Below are 16146 nucleotides of genomic sequence, written 5' to 3'. Positions count from 1 at the left end.
CTACCAGGTCGCTCAACGCGCGGTGGTCATGGGCCGGTGCTCGGTGAAGGCGTCGGTCGGCTCGAGTAGAACGTGCTACGGATCATCCGGATTTTGGTCAGGTCAGCGGTCCAGGTCTTCTCGGTGGTGCTCCAGCCCAACGCGTATGCCCGGCCGCCCATGACGAACCAGCGGAAGACGGAGTGCCGGGCCGTACCGTTCGCTGAGTTGTAGCGGTACTCCCAGTCGGCGGCCTTGTTCAGTAGCGGCACCTGGTCGACGCCGACGAGGGCATAGCCGGGAAGCATGCGCGAGGCGGCGAGCCGGGTCTCCTCGGCACGAGCCACCGTCAGCGGATCGGTGGTGGGATCACGGGCCGCGTCCAGGGTGATCGTCCTGGCGTTGCGCGGGCCACGGAAGCAGTGGGTGGTGCCGATGAGCTGGTGGGTCCACCCGTCCGGCACGGCGACGTGGAACCCGGAGCCGTCGGTGAAGTACGACCACCCGGCCTGGAGCTTCCAGCCGTTCACTCCTCGGGCCGAACCGTCCAGCGGGGTGACGGGCAGGTCGTCGGGCGGCGGTCCGTCACAGAGGGACGGTGAGAAGGCGGTCGCTCCTGCGGCTTCGGAGGGAGGTGTTCCGCCCGGAGAGTTCTGGGCGGCGCCCTGAGGATCTACGGAGTTCGGGGCCGGACCGGCCGAGCCTGCCGACGTTGCCGAAGGGTTGGCGGCTCCTGGCAAGGGCTCGGCACCGGCCGAGTCAGGCGGGCCGGGCGGAGAGTTCGGGGAGTTCGGGCCGGGGTCGGACATGGCGGTCGCGGAGCGACCCGAGACCGCATCGGTCGACAACGGTGACGGGAGGACGACCCGGGGGCGGGCCGCGGTCAGATCGACCACGTAACCGGCCAGAAGACTGCCGCCGAGCAGGAGGACGACGAGTCCGGTGAGCGCCAGTCGGGTCGGAGTGACCCGCACGGCAGCCCGGCCCGCCCAGCGCCGTTTCCGGGAGAGAGCCGACCCGACAGAACCGTCCGAAGGAGCGGAACGAGGCGAACCAGGCGATCGGCCGGAGGGGACCGATCGGGCCGAACCGGCCGAACCAGCCGAACGGGCCGAACCAGGCGAACCAGCCGAACCAGCTGAACGCGTTGAAGTGGCCGAACGCGTTGGAGTGGATGAAGGGACCGGACCACTTGAATGGGGCGAGGCGGCCGGGCCGGCGGACGCGGCTGAGCCGCGGGGTGCGACTGAACCGACGGATGCGACTGAAGCGGCCGAGCGAGCTGATTCAGAGTGGGCATCGACTCGGGCTAGGGCCTGGCCAGGCGGCTGGGACGACCGTACAAGATCGGGATCCTCCGGTGATCTCGCTGGTGGATCGATCGACGCTTCGGCCTGCCCGGCGACGGCCTGTCCGATGACGGCCTGCCCGGCGACGGCCTGTCCGATGACGGCCTGTTCGGCGACGGCCTGTTCGGCGGGTTTCGGGCCCGGCTCATCCGCGCGGTCGGACGTGGTGTCACGACGGACGCCGGAAATCTGATCGGTAGCGGTCACCCCCCGGCTCGTTCGATCGGCGACCGCCAGGCTGTCCGGCTGCTGGGGTTGGCCGGTGTCCGAGGTTCGGACTTTCTCCGTTCTGGTTTCAGCTGTCGCTTCCCGGCTGCGCCGACCACCGGCTCGGAATCCCGCGGAATCCGCTGTATCGCCGCCGGTGAAGAGGACGAGTGCGGTACCCGGGCCGGGCTTCTTGGGCGCCTCGCCCGCCCGACTGTTCTCGGTGTCGGGGTCGTGCCCCGTCGCCGCACGTTCCTTGCCTGCGGCGGCATTGCCCGAATGGACTCCTGATGCGTCAGGAGGACGGGTTACCGCAGATCTCGGCTTCCCCGCAGGGGCGCCCGCCGAGGTCGTTCCATCCGCCGCCGAGGAAATGGCGTCGGCAGTCGCGGCCGTGGGGCCGGATACAGCGGCGACTCCGCCAGGCACTTCCGTGGTGCGGGCCGCCGATCCGACGACCTGCCCGGTGTCCGGGTGGCGCGTACCTCCCGCGGCCCCGACCGCGCTCGAGTCAGGCGTCGCGGCTGCCGCCCTCGCCTGCGGTGGGAGTGGCTCGGAGGGATGGGATGGGCGCGGTTTGGGGAGATCCTTTTCGGACTTGGATGTGGATTCGGAGCGGCGCTGCCGGGGTGGCAGGCCACGGATCGGCCCGGATGTGGGCGCTGGTCGTCGCACAGTCGGCGGAGGCGGGACAGAACCGGTGGCATCCACAATCGAATCAGACTTCGCATCCGGCGTCTGAGCCGCGATCGCCTCCGACGGAGACGGCCGAGACGGAGACGGAGACGACGGCGACGGCGACGACAGAGACGACGGCGGCCGCGGAGGCGGAGGCAACGACGGCGGAGGCGACGATTCAGTTTGGGGCAGCGATTCAGCTGGGGACGATCGCGGCGGTGGAGGTGGCTGCCTGGGCACAGCCGGGAAAGGCCGCGGAGCCGAGTAAGGCCGCCCGGACGGAGCCGGCATTGACGCCTCGGGAACACCCGACGGCGTATAGCGATCATCGGACGGCGAAGAGCACTCCGCAGACGAGGCGGAAAGGTCCGCAGACGAGGCGGGCCGGGTCATGGGTTGCGGTGGGCGATTCGCAGACGGCGTGAGCTGGTCCGCGGCGGGTACGGGACGGCTTTGGGGTGGCGTGGAGCGGTCCGCGGGTGAGGGCATCCGCGGATGTGGAACGGGCTGGGCCTGCGGGGCTGAGGGGTCGGTCACCGCTGCCCGGCCCCGATGCGGTCCGGCGGGCTTGGTCGGCTCGCCCGGCCCGGTAGGTCCGGTTGCCGCGGACCGTGGCGCCACTACAGCCGGATCATGGTCGCCGACCGTGGAGGCCCGACCGGAGGAAGGGGAAGAAGCCGGATTCCGCGACTCGTCTGTCGGTGACTCGACGGGCCGCGGACTGACAGGCCACACACCGACCGGGTCCGGAACAACCGACTCCGCGCCCACAGGCTGCGGACCGACGGACTGCGGGCCCACGGACTGCGGGCCAACGGACTGCGGGCCAACGGACTGCGGGCCAACGGACTGTGGATCAGCGAGCCAGAATTCGGCATTCCGTAGCTCGGAAGATCGCGACTGGGCACGTCGCGGCCCGGAAGGACGCGGCTCGGAGGGACGCGGCTCAGAAGGACCCGACTCGGCACGGCGCGGTTCAGAAGGACGCGGCTCAGAAGGACCCGGCTCGGCACGTCGCGGCTCGGAAGGGCGCAGCTCGGCACGTCGCGGCTCGGAAGGGCGCGGCTCGGCACGTCGCGGCTCGGCACGTCGCGGCTCGGAAGGGCGCGGCTCGGAAGGGCGAGAAGAAGCGTTCCGTGAAGAAGCAGATCGCGCATCGCCCGAAGCCGGAGGAATCGGTCGCCCACCAGCAGAAGCGGCGGGTCGCTGCGGGACCGCGCCCGGCGACCCGGATCGCCTGGCACCCGGCGCCGACGAGGCCCCGAAAACGTCCGCCGAGCGGCCCGAAAAGGAAGCGGGCGGAGAGGAAGCAGGCCGCCGGGAACCACGCCGGGTGGGCAGGAAGGGGATCTCCTGTGGATCGCTGAAGACGATCATGCGGAGCCGGCGTTCGATCTCCGGAAGGGTGAGACGTGCCGCCGGGTCGAAGCGCAGCAGACCGTCCAGGACGGCGGCCAGCGGGCCGGCCCGGAGAGGCGGGTCGGGCGGTTCGGTGGCCAGGGCGGCCAGCGTCGCCATCGCGGTCTCCCGAGCGTATGGCGAATGGCCTTCGACCGCCGCGTACAGGGTGGCGCCCAACGACCACAGATCGGACTCGACGGTCGAGGCGCCGTTGCGGGCGCGCTCCGGGGAGACATACTGCGGCGAGCCGACTATCAGCCCGGGCGCGGTCACCCCGCCGTCGTCGACAAACGTGGCAAGACCAAAATCGGTCAGGACGACGCGGCCGTCGGTACCGATGAGCACGTTGTGCGGCTTCACGTCACGGTGCAGGACGCCAGCCCGGTGGGCGGCGCCGAGCGCGTCCAGCACGGCTAGGCCGATCCGCGCGGCGACCGCCGGCTCGTACGGTCCTTCCTCATTCAATACCTGGTAAAGAGAGCGTGACTGGACGTACTCCATGACGATCCAGGACAGGCCCCCGGTGTGCACCACGTCGTAGATGCGAACCACATGGGGATGGTTGAGACGAGCGGCGCTGCGTGCTTCCCGAAGGGTCCGCTCATGCAGCCTGTGCTGTTCAACATCGGACATCCACTCGGGTGGCACGATCTCCTTGACGGCCACGTCGCGGTGCAGCATCTCGTCGCGGGCCAGCCAGACCCGGCCCATCCCACCCGCGCCGACCGGTTCCACGAGACGGTACCGACCTGCGACGAGCATCTGCCTGACCGCCATCGGCACCCACCCATCACGTCGAGTATCAGGATAATCAGCCACAGACCGCCCAAGGAACGCCGATCACCCGGTCACCGCTCAGAACATCAAAGATCAGAAAAATCAGGATGCGGTACGGGTATCGCGCTCCGGAGTCAGCCAAAAGGCAGCCACGGGGCGCCCGTGAAGCGCAACGTCACCAGTCGGTGCGGTCCGGCGTACATCTGAAGAAGCGAAAGGTGATCGAACCGGCCGAACCGGGAAATCTCTCGCCGGAGGCGCGTCAGCGCTCCGGTTTCTGTCATACCCCCGAGGCAGGATGTGAGGCGTGCAAGACGTGCTGGAGAGGTTCGGGCCGGCCACCAGGGAGTGGTTCACGGCCGCCTTCGCCGCGCCCACCGCCGCTCAGGCCGGGGCGTGGCAGGCGATCGGCGCGGGGCGCAACGCGCTGGTGGTGGCGCCGACCGGGTCCGGCAAGACCCTGGCGGCCTTCCTCTGGTCGTTGGACAGGTTGTCCCGTGAGCCGGTCCCGGAGCAGGCCCGACAGCGGTGTCGGGTGCTGTATATCAGTCCGCTGAAGGCGCTCGCCGTCGACGTGGAGCGCAATCTGCGGGCGCCGCTGACCGGGATCCGGCAGGCGTCCGGACGGTTGGGCCTGCCACCGCCGGAGATCACCGTCGGCATGCGCACCGGCGACACCCCGGCCGAGGAGCGGCGAGGTTTCGCGCGCACCCCGCCGGACATCCTGATCACCACGCCGGAGTCGCTGTTCCTGCTGCTCACATCGGCCGCGCGGGATTCGCTGCGCGGCGTCCAGACGGTGATCCTCGACGAGGTGCACGCGGTCGCGGCGACGAAACGTGGCGCACATCTGGCGCTCTCCCTGGAGCGGCTGGACGCGTTGTTGGAGCGCCCGGCGCAGCGGGTCGGCCTGTCCGCGACGGTTCGCCCGATCGACGAGACCGCGAGGTTCCTCGGCGGTGGTCAGGATGTCGAGATAGTGCAGCCACGCAGCGCCAAGACGATCGAGGTGACGGTCGAGGTCCCCGTGGAGGACATGACCAGGCTCGATGAGGTGCCCGATTCCGATCAGGATGATCCGGGCGCCGGGCGGCACACGCCGTCGATCTGGCCGGCCGTCGAGGAGCGGGTTCTCGATCTGATCGAGGCACATCGGTCGACGATCGTGTTCACGAATTCACGTCGTGGGTCGGAGCGGCTCTGCGCCCGTCTCAACGAGTTGGCCGCCGAGCGCGCCGATCCGGAGTTCGCGCAGGTCCCGCTCGGGATGCGGACGCCCGCGGAGATCATGGCGCAGGCCGGCGGCACCCGTGGCGCGCCCCCCGTCGTCGCCCGTGCCCACCACGGCAGCGTCTCCCGGGAGGAGCGCAAACAGATCGAGGAGGCGCTGAAATCCGGGCAGCTGCCGGCCGTGGTGGCCACGTCGAGCCTGGAGCTGGGCATCGACATGGGCGCGGTCGACCTGGTGGTGCAGATCGAGGCGCCGCCGTCGGTGGCGGCCGGCCTGCAGCGCATCGGCCGGGCCGGACACCAGGTGGGTGCCGTGTCGCGCGGGGTGGTGTTCCCGAAACATCGCGGTGACCTGCTGTCCTGCGCCGTCGTGGCGGAGCGGATGGGTGACGGCGCGATCGAGGAGCTGCGCTGTCCCCGCAACCCGCTGGATGTGCTGGCCCAGCAGATCGTCGCGATGACCGCGCTGGACGAGTGGCAGGTCGACGACCTGGCGGCGCTGGTGCGGCGGGCCGCGCCGTTCGCCGAGTTGCCCGCGTCGGCGCTGCACGCGGTGCTCGACATGCTGTCCGGCCGCTACCCGTCGACCGCGTTCGCCGAGCTCCGGCCACGCCTGGTCTGGGATCGGGCGACAGACGTGCTCACCGGCCGCCCGGGCGCGCAGCGGCTCGCGGTGACCAGCGGCGGCACCATCCCCGACCGCGGCACGTTCGGTGTCTTCCTGGCCGGTTCGGAGCGTGCCTCGCGGGTGGGTGAGCTGGACGAGGAGATGGTCTACGAGTCCCGGGTCGGCGACGTGTTCCTGCTCGGGTCGACCTCCTGGCGGATCGAGGACATCACTCCCGACCGGGTGCTGGTGTCGCCCGCTCCGGGCGCGCCGGCTCGGATGCCGTTCTGGAAAGGTGATTCCCCGGGCCGCCCGATCGAGCTGGGCCGGGCGATCGGCGCCCGGCTTCGATCGCTGGTCAAGGCCGGTGACGAGGCGGCGACGGCCACGCTGCGCGAGTCGGGGCTGGACGAGTGGGCGGCCGGCAACCTGGTGGCCTACCTGCGGGAGCAGCGCGAGTCGACACGGCATCTGCCCGACGACCGGACGATCGTGGTCGAGCGGTTCCGTGACGAGCTGGGCGACTGGCGGATGACCGTGCACTGTGTGCTCGGTGCCCGGGTCAACGCGCCGTGGGCGCTGGCGATCGGCCGCCGGCTCGCCGAGCGGTATGGGGTGGACGGCCAGGTGATGCCCTCCGACGACGGCATCGTGGTGCGCCTGCCGGACACCGCCGACGAGCCACCGGGCGCCGACCTGATCGCCTTCGATCCGGAGGAGATCGTGCAACTGGTCGAGGAGTCGGTCGGCACGTCGGCGCTGTTCGCGTCCCGCTTCCGGGAGTGCGCCGCCCGTTCGCTGCTGCTCCCCCGCCGTGACCCGCGCCGCCGCCAGCCGCTGTGGCAGCAGCGGCAGCGGTCGGCACAGCTGCTCGACGTGGCTCGCGAGTTCGCCGACTTCCCGGTCACCCTGGAGGCGGCCCGTGAGTGCCTGCAGGACGTCTTCGACGTGCCCGGCCTGACCGGGTTGATGCGGGAGATCTCCGGCCGCAAGGTCCGGCTCGTGGAGGCGGAGACCGCTCGGCCGTCGCCGTTCGCCAGGTCGCTGCTGTTCGGCTACGTGGGGGCCTTCCTCTACGAGGGAGATGCTCCGCTGGCCGAGCGCCGGGCCGCGGCGCTGGCGCTCGACTCGACGCTGCTCGGTGAGCTGCTCGGCCGGGTCGATCTGCGTGAGCTCCTCGATCCGGCGGTGGTGGCCGAGACCGAGGCGCAGTTGCAGTGGCTGACCACCCAGCGCACTCCACGCGACGCGGAGGACGCGGCCGAGCTGCTCCGGCTGCTGGGCGACCTGTCCGCGGACGAGATGGCCGTGCGGGGCGTGCCCGCGGAGTGGGTGGATCATCTGGTGACGACTCGGCGGGCGGTGTGGGTCCGGGTCGCCGGGGAGGACCGATGGATCGGTATCGACGACGCCGGGCGCTACCGGGACGCGCTCGGAGTGGCATTGCCTGTCGGCATCCCGGAGGCCTATCTGGAGCCGGTCGCCGATCCGCTCGGTGACCTTGTCGCCCGCTATGCGCGCACGCACGGGCCGTTCGCGGCGGCGTCGTGCGCGGCACGGTTCGGGCTCGGGGTGTTCGTGGTCGAGCAGGCACTCAAGCGGCTCAGCGCGACCGGCCGGGTCACCTCGGGTGAGTTCTCGCCGGGCGGCGCCGGAAGCGAGTGGTGCGACGCCGAGGTGCTGCGGATGCTGCGGCGGCGTTCGCTGGCCGCGCTCCGGCGGGAGATCGAGCCGGTCCCGCCCCGGGTGCTGGCCACCTTCCTGCCCCGTTGGCAGCAGGTCGGCGGGAACGCCCGCGGGGTGGACGCACTGGCCGCCACGATCGAGCAGGTCCAAGGGGTGGCGGTGCCCGCGTCGGCTTGGGAGCGGCTGGTGCTCCCGGCCCGGGTGGCCGACTACGCGGCGCCCCAGCTCGACGAGTTGTGCGCGTCAGGTGAGGTGCTGTGGGCCGGGTCCGGGTCGATCTCCGGTGGGGACGGCTGGGTGACGCTGGCGTACGCGGAGAGCGCGCCGCTACTGCTTCCCCCACCGGACGACGAGTTCGCGGCCGGGCCGCTGCATCAGTCGGTGCTCGACGCGCTCGACGGTGGGCAGGCGCTGTTCTTCCGGTCACTGTCCGATCGGGTCGGTTCGACCGACGACACCGAGCTGGCCGCCGCGGTGTGGGATCTCGTCTGGGCCGGGCACCTGACCAACGACACGTTCGCGCCGCTGCGGGCTCTGCTCGGTGGCAGCGGCGCACACCGGGCGAAGGCGGCACCGGCCCGATCGCGGTACCGACGGCCGGGGCGACCGAACATGCCCGCGCGCGGTGGGCCGCCGAACATGGCGGGCCGCTGGTCACGGCTTCCCGATCGTGATCCGGACCCGACCCGGCGGGCGGCCGCGGTCGCCGACCTGCTGCTCGAACGGCATGGGGTGGTGACCCGGGGCGCCGCCGTGGCCGAGGGGGTGACCGGCGGGTTCGCGGCGGTCTATCCGGTGCTGGCGGCATTGGAGGAGCGTGGGGCGGCCCGGCGCGGCTACTTCGTCGAAGGGCTCGGCGCGGCGCAGTTCGCGGTGCCGGGGGCCGTCGACAGGTTGCGGGCGCTGAACGAGCCGGATGAGGAACGACGTGGTGGCGGCCCACCGGCGGTCGTGCTGGCCGCGACCGATCCGGCCAACCCCTACGGCGCGGCCCTGCCATGGCCGGATCGCATCGTGGACAGCGGTGACGGCGAGCCGGTCGCCAAGGCCGGTCATCGGGCCGGCCGGAAAGCCGGTGCCCTGGTCGTGCTGGCCGGCGGTGACCTGGTGCTCTATGTCGAACGCGGCGGGCGGACCCTGCTGTCCTTCACCGACGACACGGAGCTGCTCACCCACGGGGCACACGGCCTGGCCGGGGCGGTGCGGTCGGGGGCGCTCGGCGCGATGTCGGTCGAGCGGGCCGACGGCGAGTCGGTCCACGCGTCCCCGTTGCGGGACGCGCTGACCGCGGCCGGCTTCCGGACCACCCCGCGCGGTCTCCGGCTACGCGCCTGACCGAAAGCCGACGCCGCTACGACGAGAGGAGGCCCGCGAAGCAGGGCCGGAAGAAGCCTGCGAAGCAAGGCAGGGAACCACCGGACGCGACCGACGTCGAGGGCCGCGGAGCGGGAAGGTAGACGGGCGCTCGACAGCGGCGGGACCGCAGGCGGCCGACGCTGCCGGGCCGGCCGCCTGTAATTCAGAGCTCCGTGGTCCAAGCTCCGTGGTTCAGAGCTCCGTGGTCCAAAGCTCCGTTGTTCAGAGCTTCGTGGTTCAGAGCTTCGGGGCCACCTCGGCGGCCACCAGGTCGATGTGGTCGAGGTCGGCCAGATCGAGGACCTGCAGGAACAGACGGGAGGCGCCGGCTTCGGCGTAGCGCTTGATGGTTTCGACGGCCTCCGCCGGGGTGCCGACGATGCCGCCGTTCTCGCGCATCTCGTCGGCTTCGCGGCCGATCGCGGCCGCCCGGCGGTTGACCTCGGCGTCGTCGCGGCCCACGCAGAGGACGGCGGCGGCGGAGTAGGTCAGCGGCTCGGTGCGGCCCAGAGCCTCGGCCGCGGCGCTGACCCGCGCGTACTGGGCCGGAATGTCCTCGATCTTGGAGAACGGGACGTTGAACTCGGTGGCGTAGCGGGCCGCCAGGTACGGGGTCCGCTTCTTACCGTGACCGCCGACGATGACCGGCAGCGGGGCCTGGACCGGCTTGGGCAGCGCCGGCGAGTCGGCGACCCGGTAGTGCTTGCCGTCGAAGTCGTAGGTGGAGCCGGCCGGGGTGGACCACAGACCGGTGATGATCTCCAGCTGTTCCTCGAGGCGGTCGAAGCGCTCGCTGACCGGCGGGAACGGGATGCCGTACGCGGTGTGCTCGCTCTCGAACCAGCCGCCGCCGAGGCCGAACTCGATGCGGCCGCCACTCATCGCGTCGACCTGGGCCACGGCGATCGCCAGCGGGCCGGGCAGCCGGAACGTGGCCGAACTGACGAGGGTGCCGAGCCGGATGCGGGACGTCTGCACGGCCAGCGCGGCGAGCGTGATCCAGGCGTCGGTCGGGCCGGGCAGCGGGGACCCGTCGCCCATCCTCAGGTAGTGGTCGGAGCGGAAGAACCCGTCGTATCCGCCGTCCTCGGCGGCCTTGGCGACCCGCAGGAGATCGTCGTGGCTGGCGCCCTGCTGGGGTTCGGTGAAGATCACGAGACGCATGGCTCAACACTGCCACGACACCACGGCGCGCCCGCCACGCATCGATCATCGACAGGCAGTAACGTTGCCCACCATGGCCGGTTATGGATGGATCAGCTTCACGACCGATTACGGCACTTTTGACGGCTTTGTCGCCGCCTGCCATGGGTCGATCGCCCGCGTCGCACCCGAGACTCGAGTGATCGACGTCACTCATCATGTGCCGCCGGCCGACGTCGCGCGCGGGGCCGCCGTCCTGGCGCAGACCGCGCCCCACCTGCCGGCCTCGGTGCACCTGGCGGTCGTCGATCCGGGTGTCGGCACGGGCCGGCGGGGCATCGTGCTCGTCACGCCGAACGGGTTGCTCGTCGGCCCCGACAACGGGCTGTTGATCTGGGCGGCCGAGGCGCTCGGCGGGATCACCGCGGCCTACGAGCTGGACAACAAGGACTGGACGTTCGGCGACGTGTCCCGGACGTTCCACGGCCGGGACGTGTTCGCACCGGCCGCGGCCCGGCTATCACTCGGCGCTGCTCCCGCGGAGGCCGGTCCAGCCGTGGATCCGACCGAGCTGACCCGTCTGCCCGACCCGATCGCGACCATCGGCGACGGGTGGATCGAGGCCGAGGTGCTCACCGTCGACCGGTTCGGCAACGTGCAGCTCGCGGCCGAGGGTTCGGCGCTGTCCGGGCTCGGCTCCGAGCTGCTCGTCAACGGCGGCGTCCGGGCCCGGCGCGGCACCACGTTCGCCGATGTGAACGTGGGCGAGCTGCTCGTCTTCGCCGACTCCGCGGATCGGGTCGCGATCGCGGTCAACAACGGGCGGGCCGTCGTGCTGCTCTCGGTCGTTCCGGGCGACATCGTCCGCATCACCGCCCGCTGACCCTCCCTGCTCGGCGCGCCCGCTGACTTTCCCCGCTCGGCGCGCCCGCTGACCCTGCCCGCTCGGCGCACCCGCCGAATTCGACCGTCGGGCGCGCCGAGCGGGTTTAGATGCGGTGGTGGACCCAGACGTTGGGTTCCACGTAGACGGCATGGTCCTGGGCGGTGTCGCAATGGATCGGGGACAGGGCGCCCGGCACCTCGACCGGACCGGTCCGGTCGAACGGCAGGCCGGTCCATTCGCGCCACTGGGCGAGGGTTCCCGCGTACGTCATGCTGTAGTGCGCGACATTGACGATCGAGGCCCCGGCACGCACGTGCACCCGCAGCCACGGGTCGATCGGCAGGCCGTCGGGGCGGGTCGCGTGGGCGTACTCATCGATGGGCCGTTGAATGTCCGCGGGTTTTCCGCTGGGTCGGACCGGTGCGACGAGGTCGGTGAAGCCGTGCCGGGCGGCGTTGTCGCGCATCGCCTCGAGCAGCAGGCCGGAAAGGCCGGAGCCGCGCAGATCGGACCTGATGTTGATTTCCAGGGCGGAGACCATCGTCGGTTTGACGTCGTTGAGATGGTCGTGCATCGCGGTGCGGATCGCCCAGTCCCAGCCGCCTTCGGGTAGCCCGGCCGCGATGTCGCCGTCGTAGGCCAGCGGCACGGAATGCGCCTTGGCCACCGCCCGTCCGGTCTCCCGATCAACCGCCAGCAGCGAGAACTCCGGCCAGAACCGATCCGAATAACGGTAGAAGAAGCCACTCGTGGGATCTTTACTCATGAATTCCGGCCAGCCGCCATCGAGTTCCTGGTAGAGCTCGGCCCGGTCCCCGATGGGGGCGATATCCAGATCCATGCGGGCAGAATCTCAGCCGCCGGGCTCCGGGGCATCCGGTTTTCTCCGAGTCCGGGCGGAATGACCACACGCCGGAGGGGCAAGAATGGTCACATGCCGGAAGGGGACACCGTCTGGAACACCGCCCGCGTGCTGGAGAAGGCCCTGACCGGGGAGACTCTGACCGGTTCCGACTTCCGGGTGCCACGGCTGGCCACCACCGACCTGACCGGCTGGACGGTCGCCGAGTCGGCGAGCCGCGGCAAGCATCTGCTGCTGCGCCTGACCCGGGAGGGCCGCCCGCCGCACACCCTCCACTCGCACCTGCGGATGGACGGCGCCTGGCGGTCCTACGCCCCGGGTGAACGCTGGACCGGCCGCCCCGCACACCTGATCCGGGTGGTGCTGCGCACGGCCCGATCGGTCGCCGTCGGGTATCACCTGCACGAGATCGCCCTGATCCCGACGGCCGGCGAGGACACCCTCGTCGGCCATCTGGGGCCGGATCTGCTGGGCGCCGACTGGGATCCGGCCGAGGCGGTCCGGCGGATCTCCGCGAAACCGTCCGCCACGATCGCCGAGGCACTGCTGGATCAGCGGAATCTGGCCGGAGTCGGCAATCTCTACAAGGCGGAGACGCTGTTCCTCCGCGGCCTGTGGCCGTGGACCCCGGTCGCCGCCGTGACCGACCTGACGGGAGCCGTCACGATGGCCCAGAAACTGGTGGCCTCCAACCGGGGCCGCTGGACGCAGACCACCACGGGTTCGCTTCGCAAGGGCGAGACCAGCTATGTGTACGGCCGACGCGCCCAGCCGTGCCGCCGGTGCGGCACGGCGATCCGCAAAGCCGAACAGGACGAGCGAGTCACCTACTGGTGTCCGCGCTGCCAGCCGGAGCCCTGACGATCAGCCCGCCGCGGAACGCGAACCGGGCGTCCGGAACTTGGTGGTCCGCACCTCGGACAGCTCGCCGAGATCATCCTCCGGCTGCTTCGGCACCGCGGCGGATGCGGCTGACGAAGCAGCCGCCGAGGAGGAGGCAGACGGGGCCGGGGCCGGCGGGACGGAAGTGGACGGGGCCGAGAAGCCCGGCATGGTGCGGAACTCGGTGGTCCGCAACTCGGCCAGCCCCTCGGCGATGCCACGGAGCCGATCGGCCGCGTCGACAAGGCTGAAATACGCCGGATGGCGGCTCTCGGCGACCGGGTGACCGTCCTCCGCGACGTAACCGGCGGCCGCGGCGACCAACTGCTCATACGCCTCGACGCCCTCGGTGAACTGCTCGGCCAGCCCGGCGTGCGACTCGACCAGCGCGTCACGCTGACCGGGCTGCGCCAGCGGGATGGCCCGCTCCACGCTGGCGACCCGCTGCCCCAGGTCACGCAGCCACTGCTCGGCGGTGGCCGCCTCCAGCATCGCGGTCTCGCCGGCCCCGGTGAGGCGGCCGGCCAACCCGACCATGGCCTGGGAGGCCCGGTCCAGCCGGTCCCACGCGTCGGCGATCGCCGAGCCGCGCAACGCATACCGGTTGCGCTGGCGCCGGACCTCCCGCAGCACCGTCTGCCCGGCCGGGAACCGCTGCAGCGCCTTGCTGAGCTTGTCCTCGGGAATCGAGGGCGGCGGTGCGGGGGTGGCGGCGAGCTCACGATGATCCTTCCACCGCCACACCGCGAGAACCGCCGACGCACCGGCCGCGGCCGCCCAGGCCGCGTCGCCGGCGCCGATCCCCGCATAGGGCGTGAGGACGGCCGCCGCAGCGGTCAGGCCACCACCCAGCACGCTCCACCGCCGCGCCGAACCCCGCAGCCGCTTGAGCCGCCGGAAGTACCTGGCCCGCTCGTCCACCGTCGCTCCCCTCGTCTCTGCCGGGACCGGTCAGCCGGCCGCGGTGGTGTCGCCGCGCTTCTGATTCAGGCTGGCGCGGATCTCGTCGAGACGGGCCACGCTGGCCGCGTCGGCGGCCGGGGTGGCGGGCTGCTCGACCGCCGGCTGAGCGGCGGCGCCGCCCAGTTTCTCGCCCGCCATGCTGGAGCGGATCTGCTCCAGCCGGGACGCGCCGGCCAGGTCCAGGCTGGACTTCTGCACCTCCAGCATGCGGCCCTCGACCGAGTTGGAGGCCAGCTCGGCCCGGCCCATCGCATTCGCATACCGCTGCTCGATCTTGTCGCGCACCTGGTCCAGCGACGGGGTGTTGCCCGGCGCGGCAAGCTGCGACATCGACTCGAGCGACTTGGCCACGGTCTCCTGCATCTTGGCCTGCTCCAGCTGGCTCAGCAGGCGAGACCGCTCGGCGATCCGCTGTTGGAGGAGCATCGCGTTGTTCTCGACCGCCTTGCGGGCCTGACCGGCGGCGCCGAGAGCCTGGTCGTGGAGGGTCTTCAGATCCTCCATCGACTGCTCACCGGCGACCAGCTGGGTGGCCAGGGTCTGCGCGGTCTGCTCGTATTTCTGGGCCTCGGACTCGTCACCGGCGGCGCGGGCCCGGTCGGCGAGCACCAGAGCCTGGCGCGCCATGCCCTGCAGCTTCTCGACCTCGGACATCTGCCGGGACAGCTTCATCTCGAGCTGCCGCTGGTTGCCGATGACAGCCGCGGCCTGCTGCACGAGCGCCTGGTGCTGACGCTGGGCGTCCTCGATGGCCTGCTGGATCTGGACCTTCGGGTCGGCGTATTCGTCGATCTTCGCGCCGAAGAGCGCCATCACGTAATGCCAGCCCTTGACGAACGGATTCGCCATCTCGTGGTGTCCCCTCAAATGTCGCTCCGTCGGACGCGTCACCGCGGTATCGAATCGGTGACGCCAAACCATCGTGACAGCCGGACGCCAGCCGCGTCACGGGTCCTCGGGGGGATCTCAGGGTCTCCCCTGGCATCGAGGCTACGCTCCCCTGACCTCTCCCGGCGAGGCACGAAAGGCCTGCCATCGCGCCGCGAGACGAAGCGGCCGCAGACGAAACAGGCCGGACCGCTCCCTTGGAGCGGCCCGGCACAGACGTCTGCATGATCAGGCGGCGTAGACGATGTCCCGCTTCGGTTTCCGGGTCGCGTGCAGCGTCGCCTTCAACGGCGAATCCTGGCGCACCGAGACGGAGACGTCCCCATCCTTCTCGTCGATCGGGACAAGCACACCCTCCATGTTCTCCGCGAGGGACAGCGTGTTGCTGACCTCACTGAGCAACTCGGAGAGGCGGGCGCCGAGAGCGTCACAGATGGCGGCGAGAAGCTCGCTGGACGCCTCTTTCTGCCCACGCTCGATCTCGGACAGATATCCCAGGCTGACGTTTGCGGCGGTCGACACCTCGCGCAGCGTGCGGTGCTGCCCCTGCCGGCGCGCACGAAGTGCGTCGCCGATAACGCGGCGTAGCAGGACCATGGCACCTCCTCCTGCGGGCGGGGCCGCCGGCTGACGCCGGAGGCTTCCCGCAACCGTACCTGGCGTTAGCCGCGCCGACATCCCGCCCCGCCGAATTCCCGGACCGGGCGGCCCGGGACCGAACCGGACAACAGACCCATCAATGGAAGTATTCCCAGCTCAGAGATGCGCCGGTGACTCTCGGAGAGAGTCGGTCAGCAATTGCAGGACGGCCGTCACACTTTCGGTACGGATGGCCGCCCGGTTTCCGGCCAGTTTCAGCTCGCGCACGGTCGCCCCGGCATGCCCGGCGACCGCGACGTATACCAGCCCGACCGGCTTGCCGTCCTGCGGTTCCGGACCGGCCACACCTGTGGTCGCCAGACCCCAGTCGGCTCCACAGCGGTCCCGGACGCCCTCGGCCAGAGCGGCGGCCACGTCGGCGTCGACCGGCCCGCGCTCCGCCAGTAACCCCTCCGGCACGTCGGCGAGGCGGGCCTTGAGGTCGGTGGCATACACCACCAGGCCGCCCCGGAAGACGGCGCTCACCCCGGGAATCTCGACGATGGTCGCGGCCACCAGGCCGCCGGTGAGCGACTCGGCGGTCGCCATGGTCTCGCCCCGTTCGACGAGCGTGTGCACCGCCGCGGCGGCGGCCACGGACATCTCCATCGAA

8 protein-coding genes and 5 pseudogenes are annotated in these 16146 nt (G+C 71.2%); 4 read left to right on the top strand and 9 right to left on the bottom strand.

Annotated elements, in window-relative coordinates; all coding sequences use genetic code 11:
• Window positions 1-26: 26 nt before the first annotated feature.
• A complete protein-coding gene (locus tag Q0Z83_RS50010) occupies window positions 27-953 on the bottom strand; it encodes a hypothetical protein (RefSeq protein ID WP_317797412.1) in 927 nt (308 codons plus the stop codon).
• Window positions 954-3049: 2096 nt separating this feature from the next.
• Here Q0Z83_RS50010 and Q0Z83_RS56020 point away from each other — a divergent pair.
• Window positions 3050-3580: pseudogene (locus tag Q0Z83_RS56020) on the top strand (histone H1-like repetitive region-containing protein); the annotation flags it as partial.
• Between the two features lie 73 nt (window positions 3581-3653).
• On the opposite strand, the pseudogene Q0Z83_RS50005 reads toward Q0Z83_RS56020, so the two are convergent.
• A pseudogene (locus Q0Z83_RS50005) lies at window positions 3654-4325 on the bottom strand (serine/threonine-protein kinase); the annotation flags it as partial.
• Between the two features lie 382 nt (window positions 4326-4707).
• Here Q0Z83_RS50005 and Q0Z83_RS50000 point away from each other — a divergent pair.
• Window positions 4708-9249 carry an ATP-dependent helicase gene (locus tag Q0Z83_RS50000; RefSeq protein ID WP_317797346.1) on the top strand — a complete coding sequence of 1514 codons (4542 nt, stop codon included), beginning with the start codon at window positions 4708-4710 and terminating at the stop codon, window positions 9247-9249.
• 258 nt (window positions 9250-9507) lie between these two features.
• Here the strand turns inward: Q0Z83_RS50000 and Q0Z83_RS49995 are convergent, their stop codons facing one another.
• Window positions 9508-10434, bottom strand: a complete 927-nt coding sequence (locus Q0Z83_RS49995; protein ID WP_317790614.1) for an LLM class F420-dependent oxidoreductase — start codon at window positions 10432-10434, stop codon at window positions 9508-9510.
• Between the two features lie 73 nt (window positions 10435-10507).
• On the opposite strand from Q0Z83_RS49995, the gene Q0Z83_RS49990 reads away from it, so the two are divergent.
• Window positions 10508-11296 (top strand): SAM hydrolase/SAM-dependent halogenase family protein, encoded by a 789-nt coding sequence (locus Q0Z83_RS49990; protein ID WP_317790613.1) that lies wholly within the window; start codon window positions 10508-10510, stop codon window positions 11294-11296.
• Window positions 11297-11402: 106 nt separating this feature from the next.
• On the opposite strand, the gene Q0Z83_RS49985 is transcribed toward Q0Z83_RS49990, so the two are convergent.
• Entirely contained in the window at window positions 11403-12140 is a 738-nt protein-coding gene (locus Q0Z83_RS49985; RefSeq protein WP_317790612.1) for an N-acetyltransferase, read from the bottom strand.
• Between the two features lie 93 nt (window positions 12141-12233).
• Here Q0Z83_RS49985 and Q0Z83_RS49980 point away from each other — a divergent pair, with 93 nt between their 5' ends.
• Window positions 12234-13022, top strand: coding sequence for a DNA-formamidopyrimidine glycosylase family protein (locus tag Q0Z83_RS49980; protein WP_317790611.1), 789 nt, complete (start codon window positions 12234-12236; stop codon window positions 13020-13022).
• A 201-nt stretch (window positions 13023-13223) separates the two neighbouring features.
• Here the strand turns inward: Q0Z83_RS49980 and pspM are convergent.
• The 5 genes and pseudogenes from pspM to Q0Z83_RS49960 all read right to left on the bottom strand — a co-directional run.
• Window positions 13224-13964 (bottom strand): annotated as a pseudogene (pspM, locus tag Q0Z83_RS49975) (phage shock envelope stress response protein PspM); the annotation flags it as partial.
• A 30-nt stretch (window positions 13965-13994) separates the two neighbouring features.
• The gene (locus tag Q0Z83_RS49970; RefSeq protein WP_317790610.1) at window positions 13995-14855 is read right to left on the bottom strand and encodes a PspA/IM30 family protein; all 861 of its coding nucleotides are present in this window, start codon (window positions 14853-14855) and stop codon (window positions 13995-13997) included.
• 267 nt (window positions 14856-15122) lie between these two features.
• Window positions 15123-15221, bottom strand: a pseudogene (locus Q0Z83_RS56015) (helix-turn-helix domain-containing protein); the annotation flags it as partial.
• A 3-nt stretch (window positions 15222-15224) separates the two neighbouring features.
• Window positions 15225-15491, bottom strand: a pseudogene (locus Q0Z83_RS49965) (helix-turn-helix domain-containing protein); the annotation flags it as partial.
• 159 nt (window positions 15492-15650) lie between these two features.
• The gene (locus tag Q0Z83_RS49960) at window positions 15651-16142 is read right to left on the bottom strand and encodes a CinA family protein (RefSeq protein WP_317790608.1); all 492 of its coding nucleotides are present in this window, start codon (window positions 16140-16142) and stop codon (window positions 15651-15653) included.
• Between the last annotated feature and the right edge of the window lie 4 nt (window positions 16143-16146).

Source organism: Actinoplanes sichuanensis (assembly GCF_033097365.1).
GTDB lineage: Bacteria > Actinomycetota > Actinomycetes > Mycobacteriales > Micromonosporaceae > Actinoplanes > Actinoplanes sichuanensis.
Note: the sequence above shows the minus strand (reverse complement) of the source record. Positions and strands in the feature narration are given on the sequence as shown.

Excerpts from the sequence above, each read along its gene's own strand:
- Q0Z83_RS49995 (WP_317790614.1), bottom strand. The coding sequence starts at position 10,434 with ATGCGTCTCGTGATCTTCACCGAACCCCAGCAGGGCGCCAGCCACGAC.
- Q0Z83_RS49990 (WP_317790613.1), top strand. The coding sequence starts at position 10,508 with ATGGCCGGTTATGGATGGATCAGCTTCACGACCGATTACGGCACTTTT.
- Q0Z83_RS49985 (WP_317790612.1), bottom strand. The coding sequence starts at position 12,140 with ATGGATCTGGATATCGCCCCCATCGGGGACCGGGCCGAGCTCTACCAG.
- Q0Z83_RS49980 (WP_317790611.1), top strand. The coding sequence starts at position 12,234 with ATGCCGGAAGGGGACACCGTCTGGAACACCGCCCGCGTGCTGGAGAAG.
- Q0Z83_RS49970 (WP_317790610.1), bottom strand. The coding sequence starts at position 14,855 with ATGGCGAATCCGTTCGTCAAGGGCTGGCATTACGTGATGGCGCTCTTC.
- Q0Z83_RS49960 (WP_317790608.1), bottom strand. The coding sequence starts at position 16,142 with ATGGAGATGTCCGTGGCCGCCGCCGCGGCGGTGCACACGCTCGTCGAA.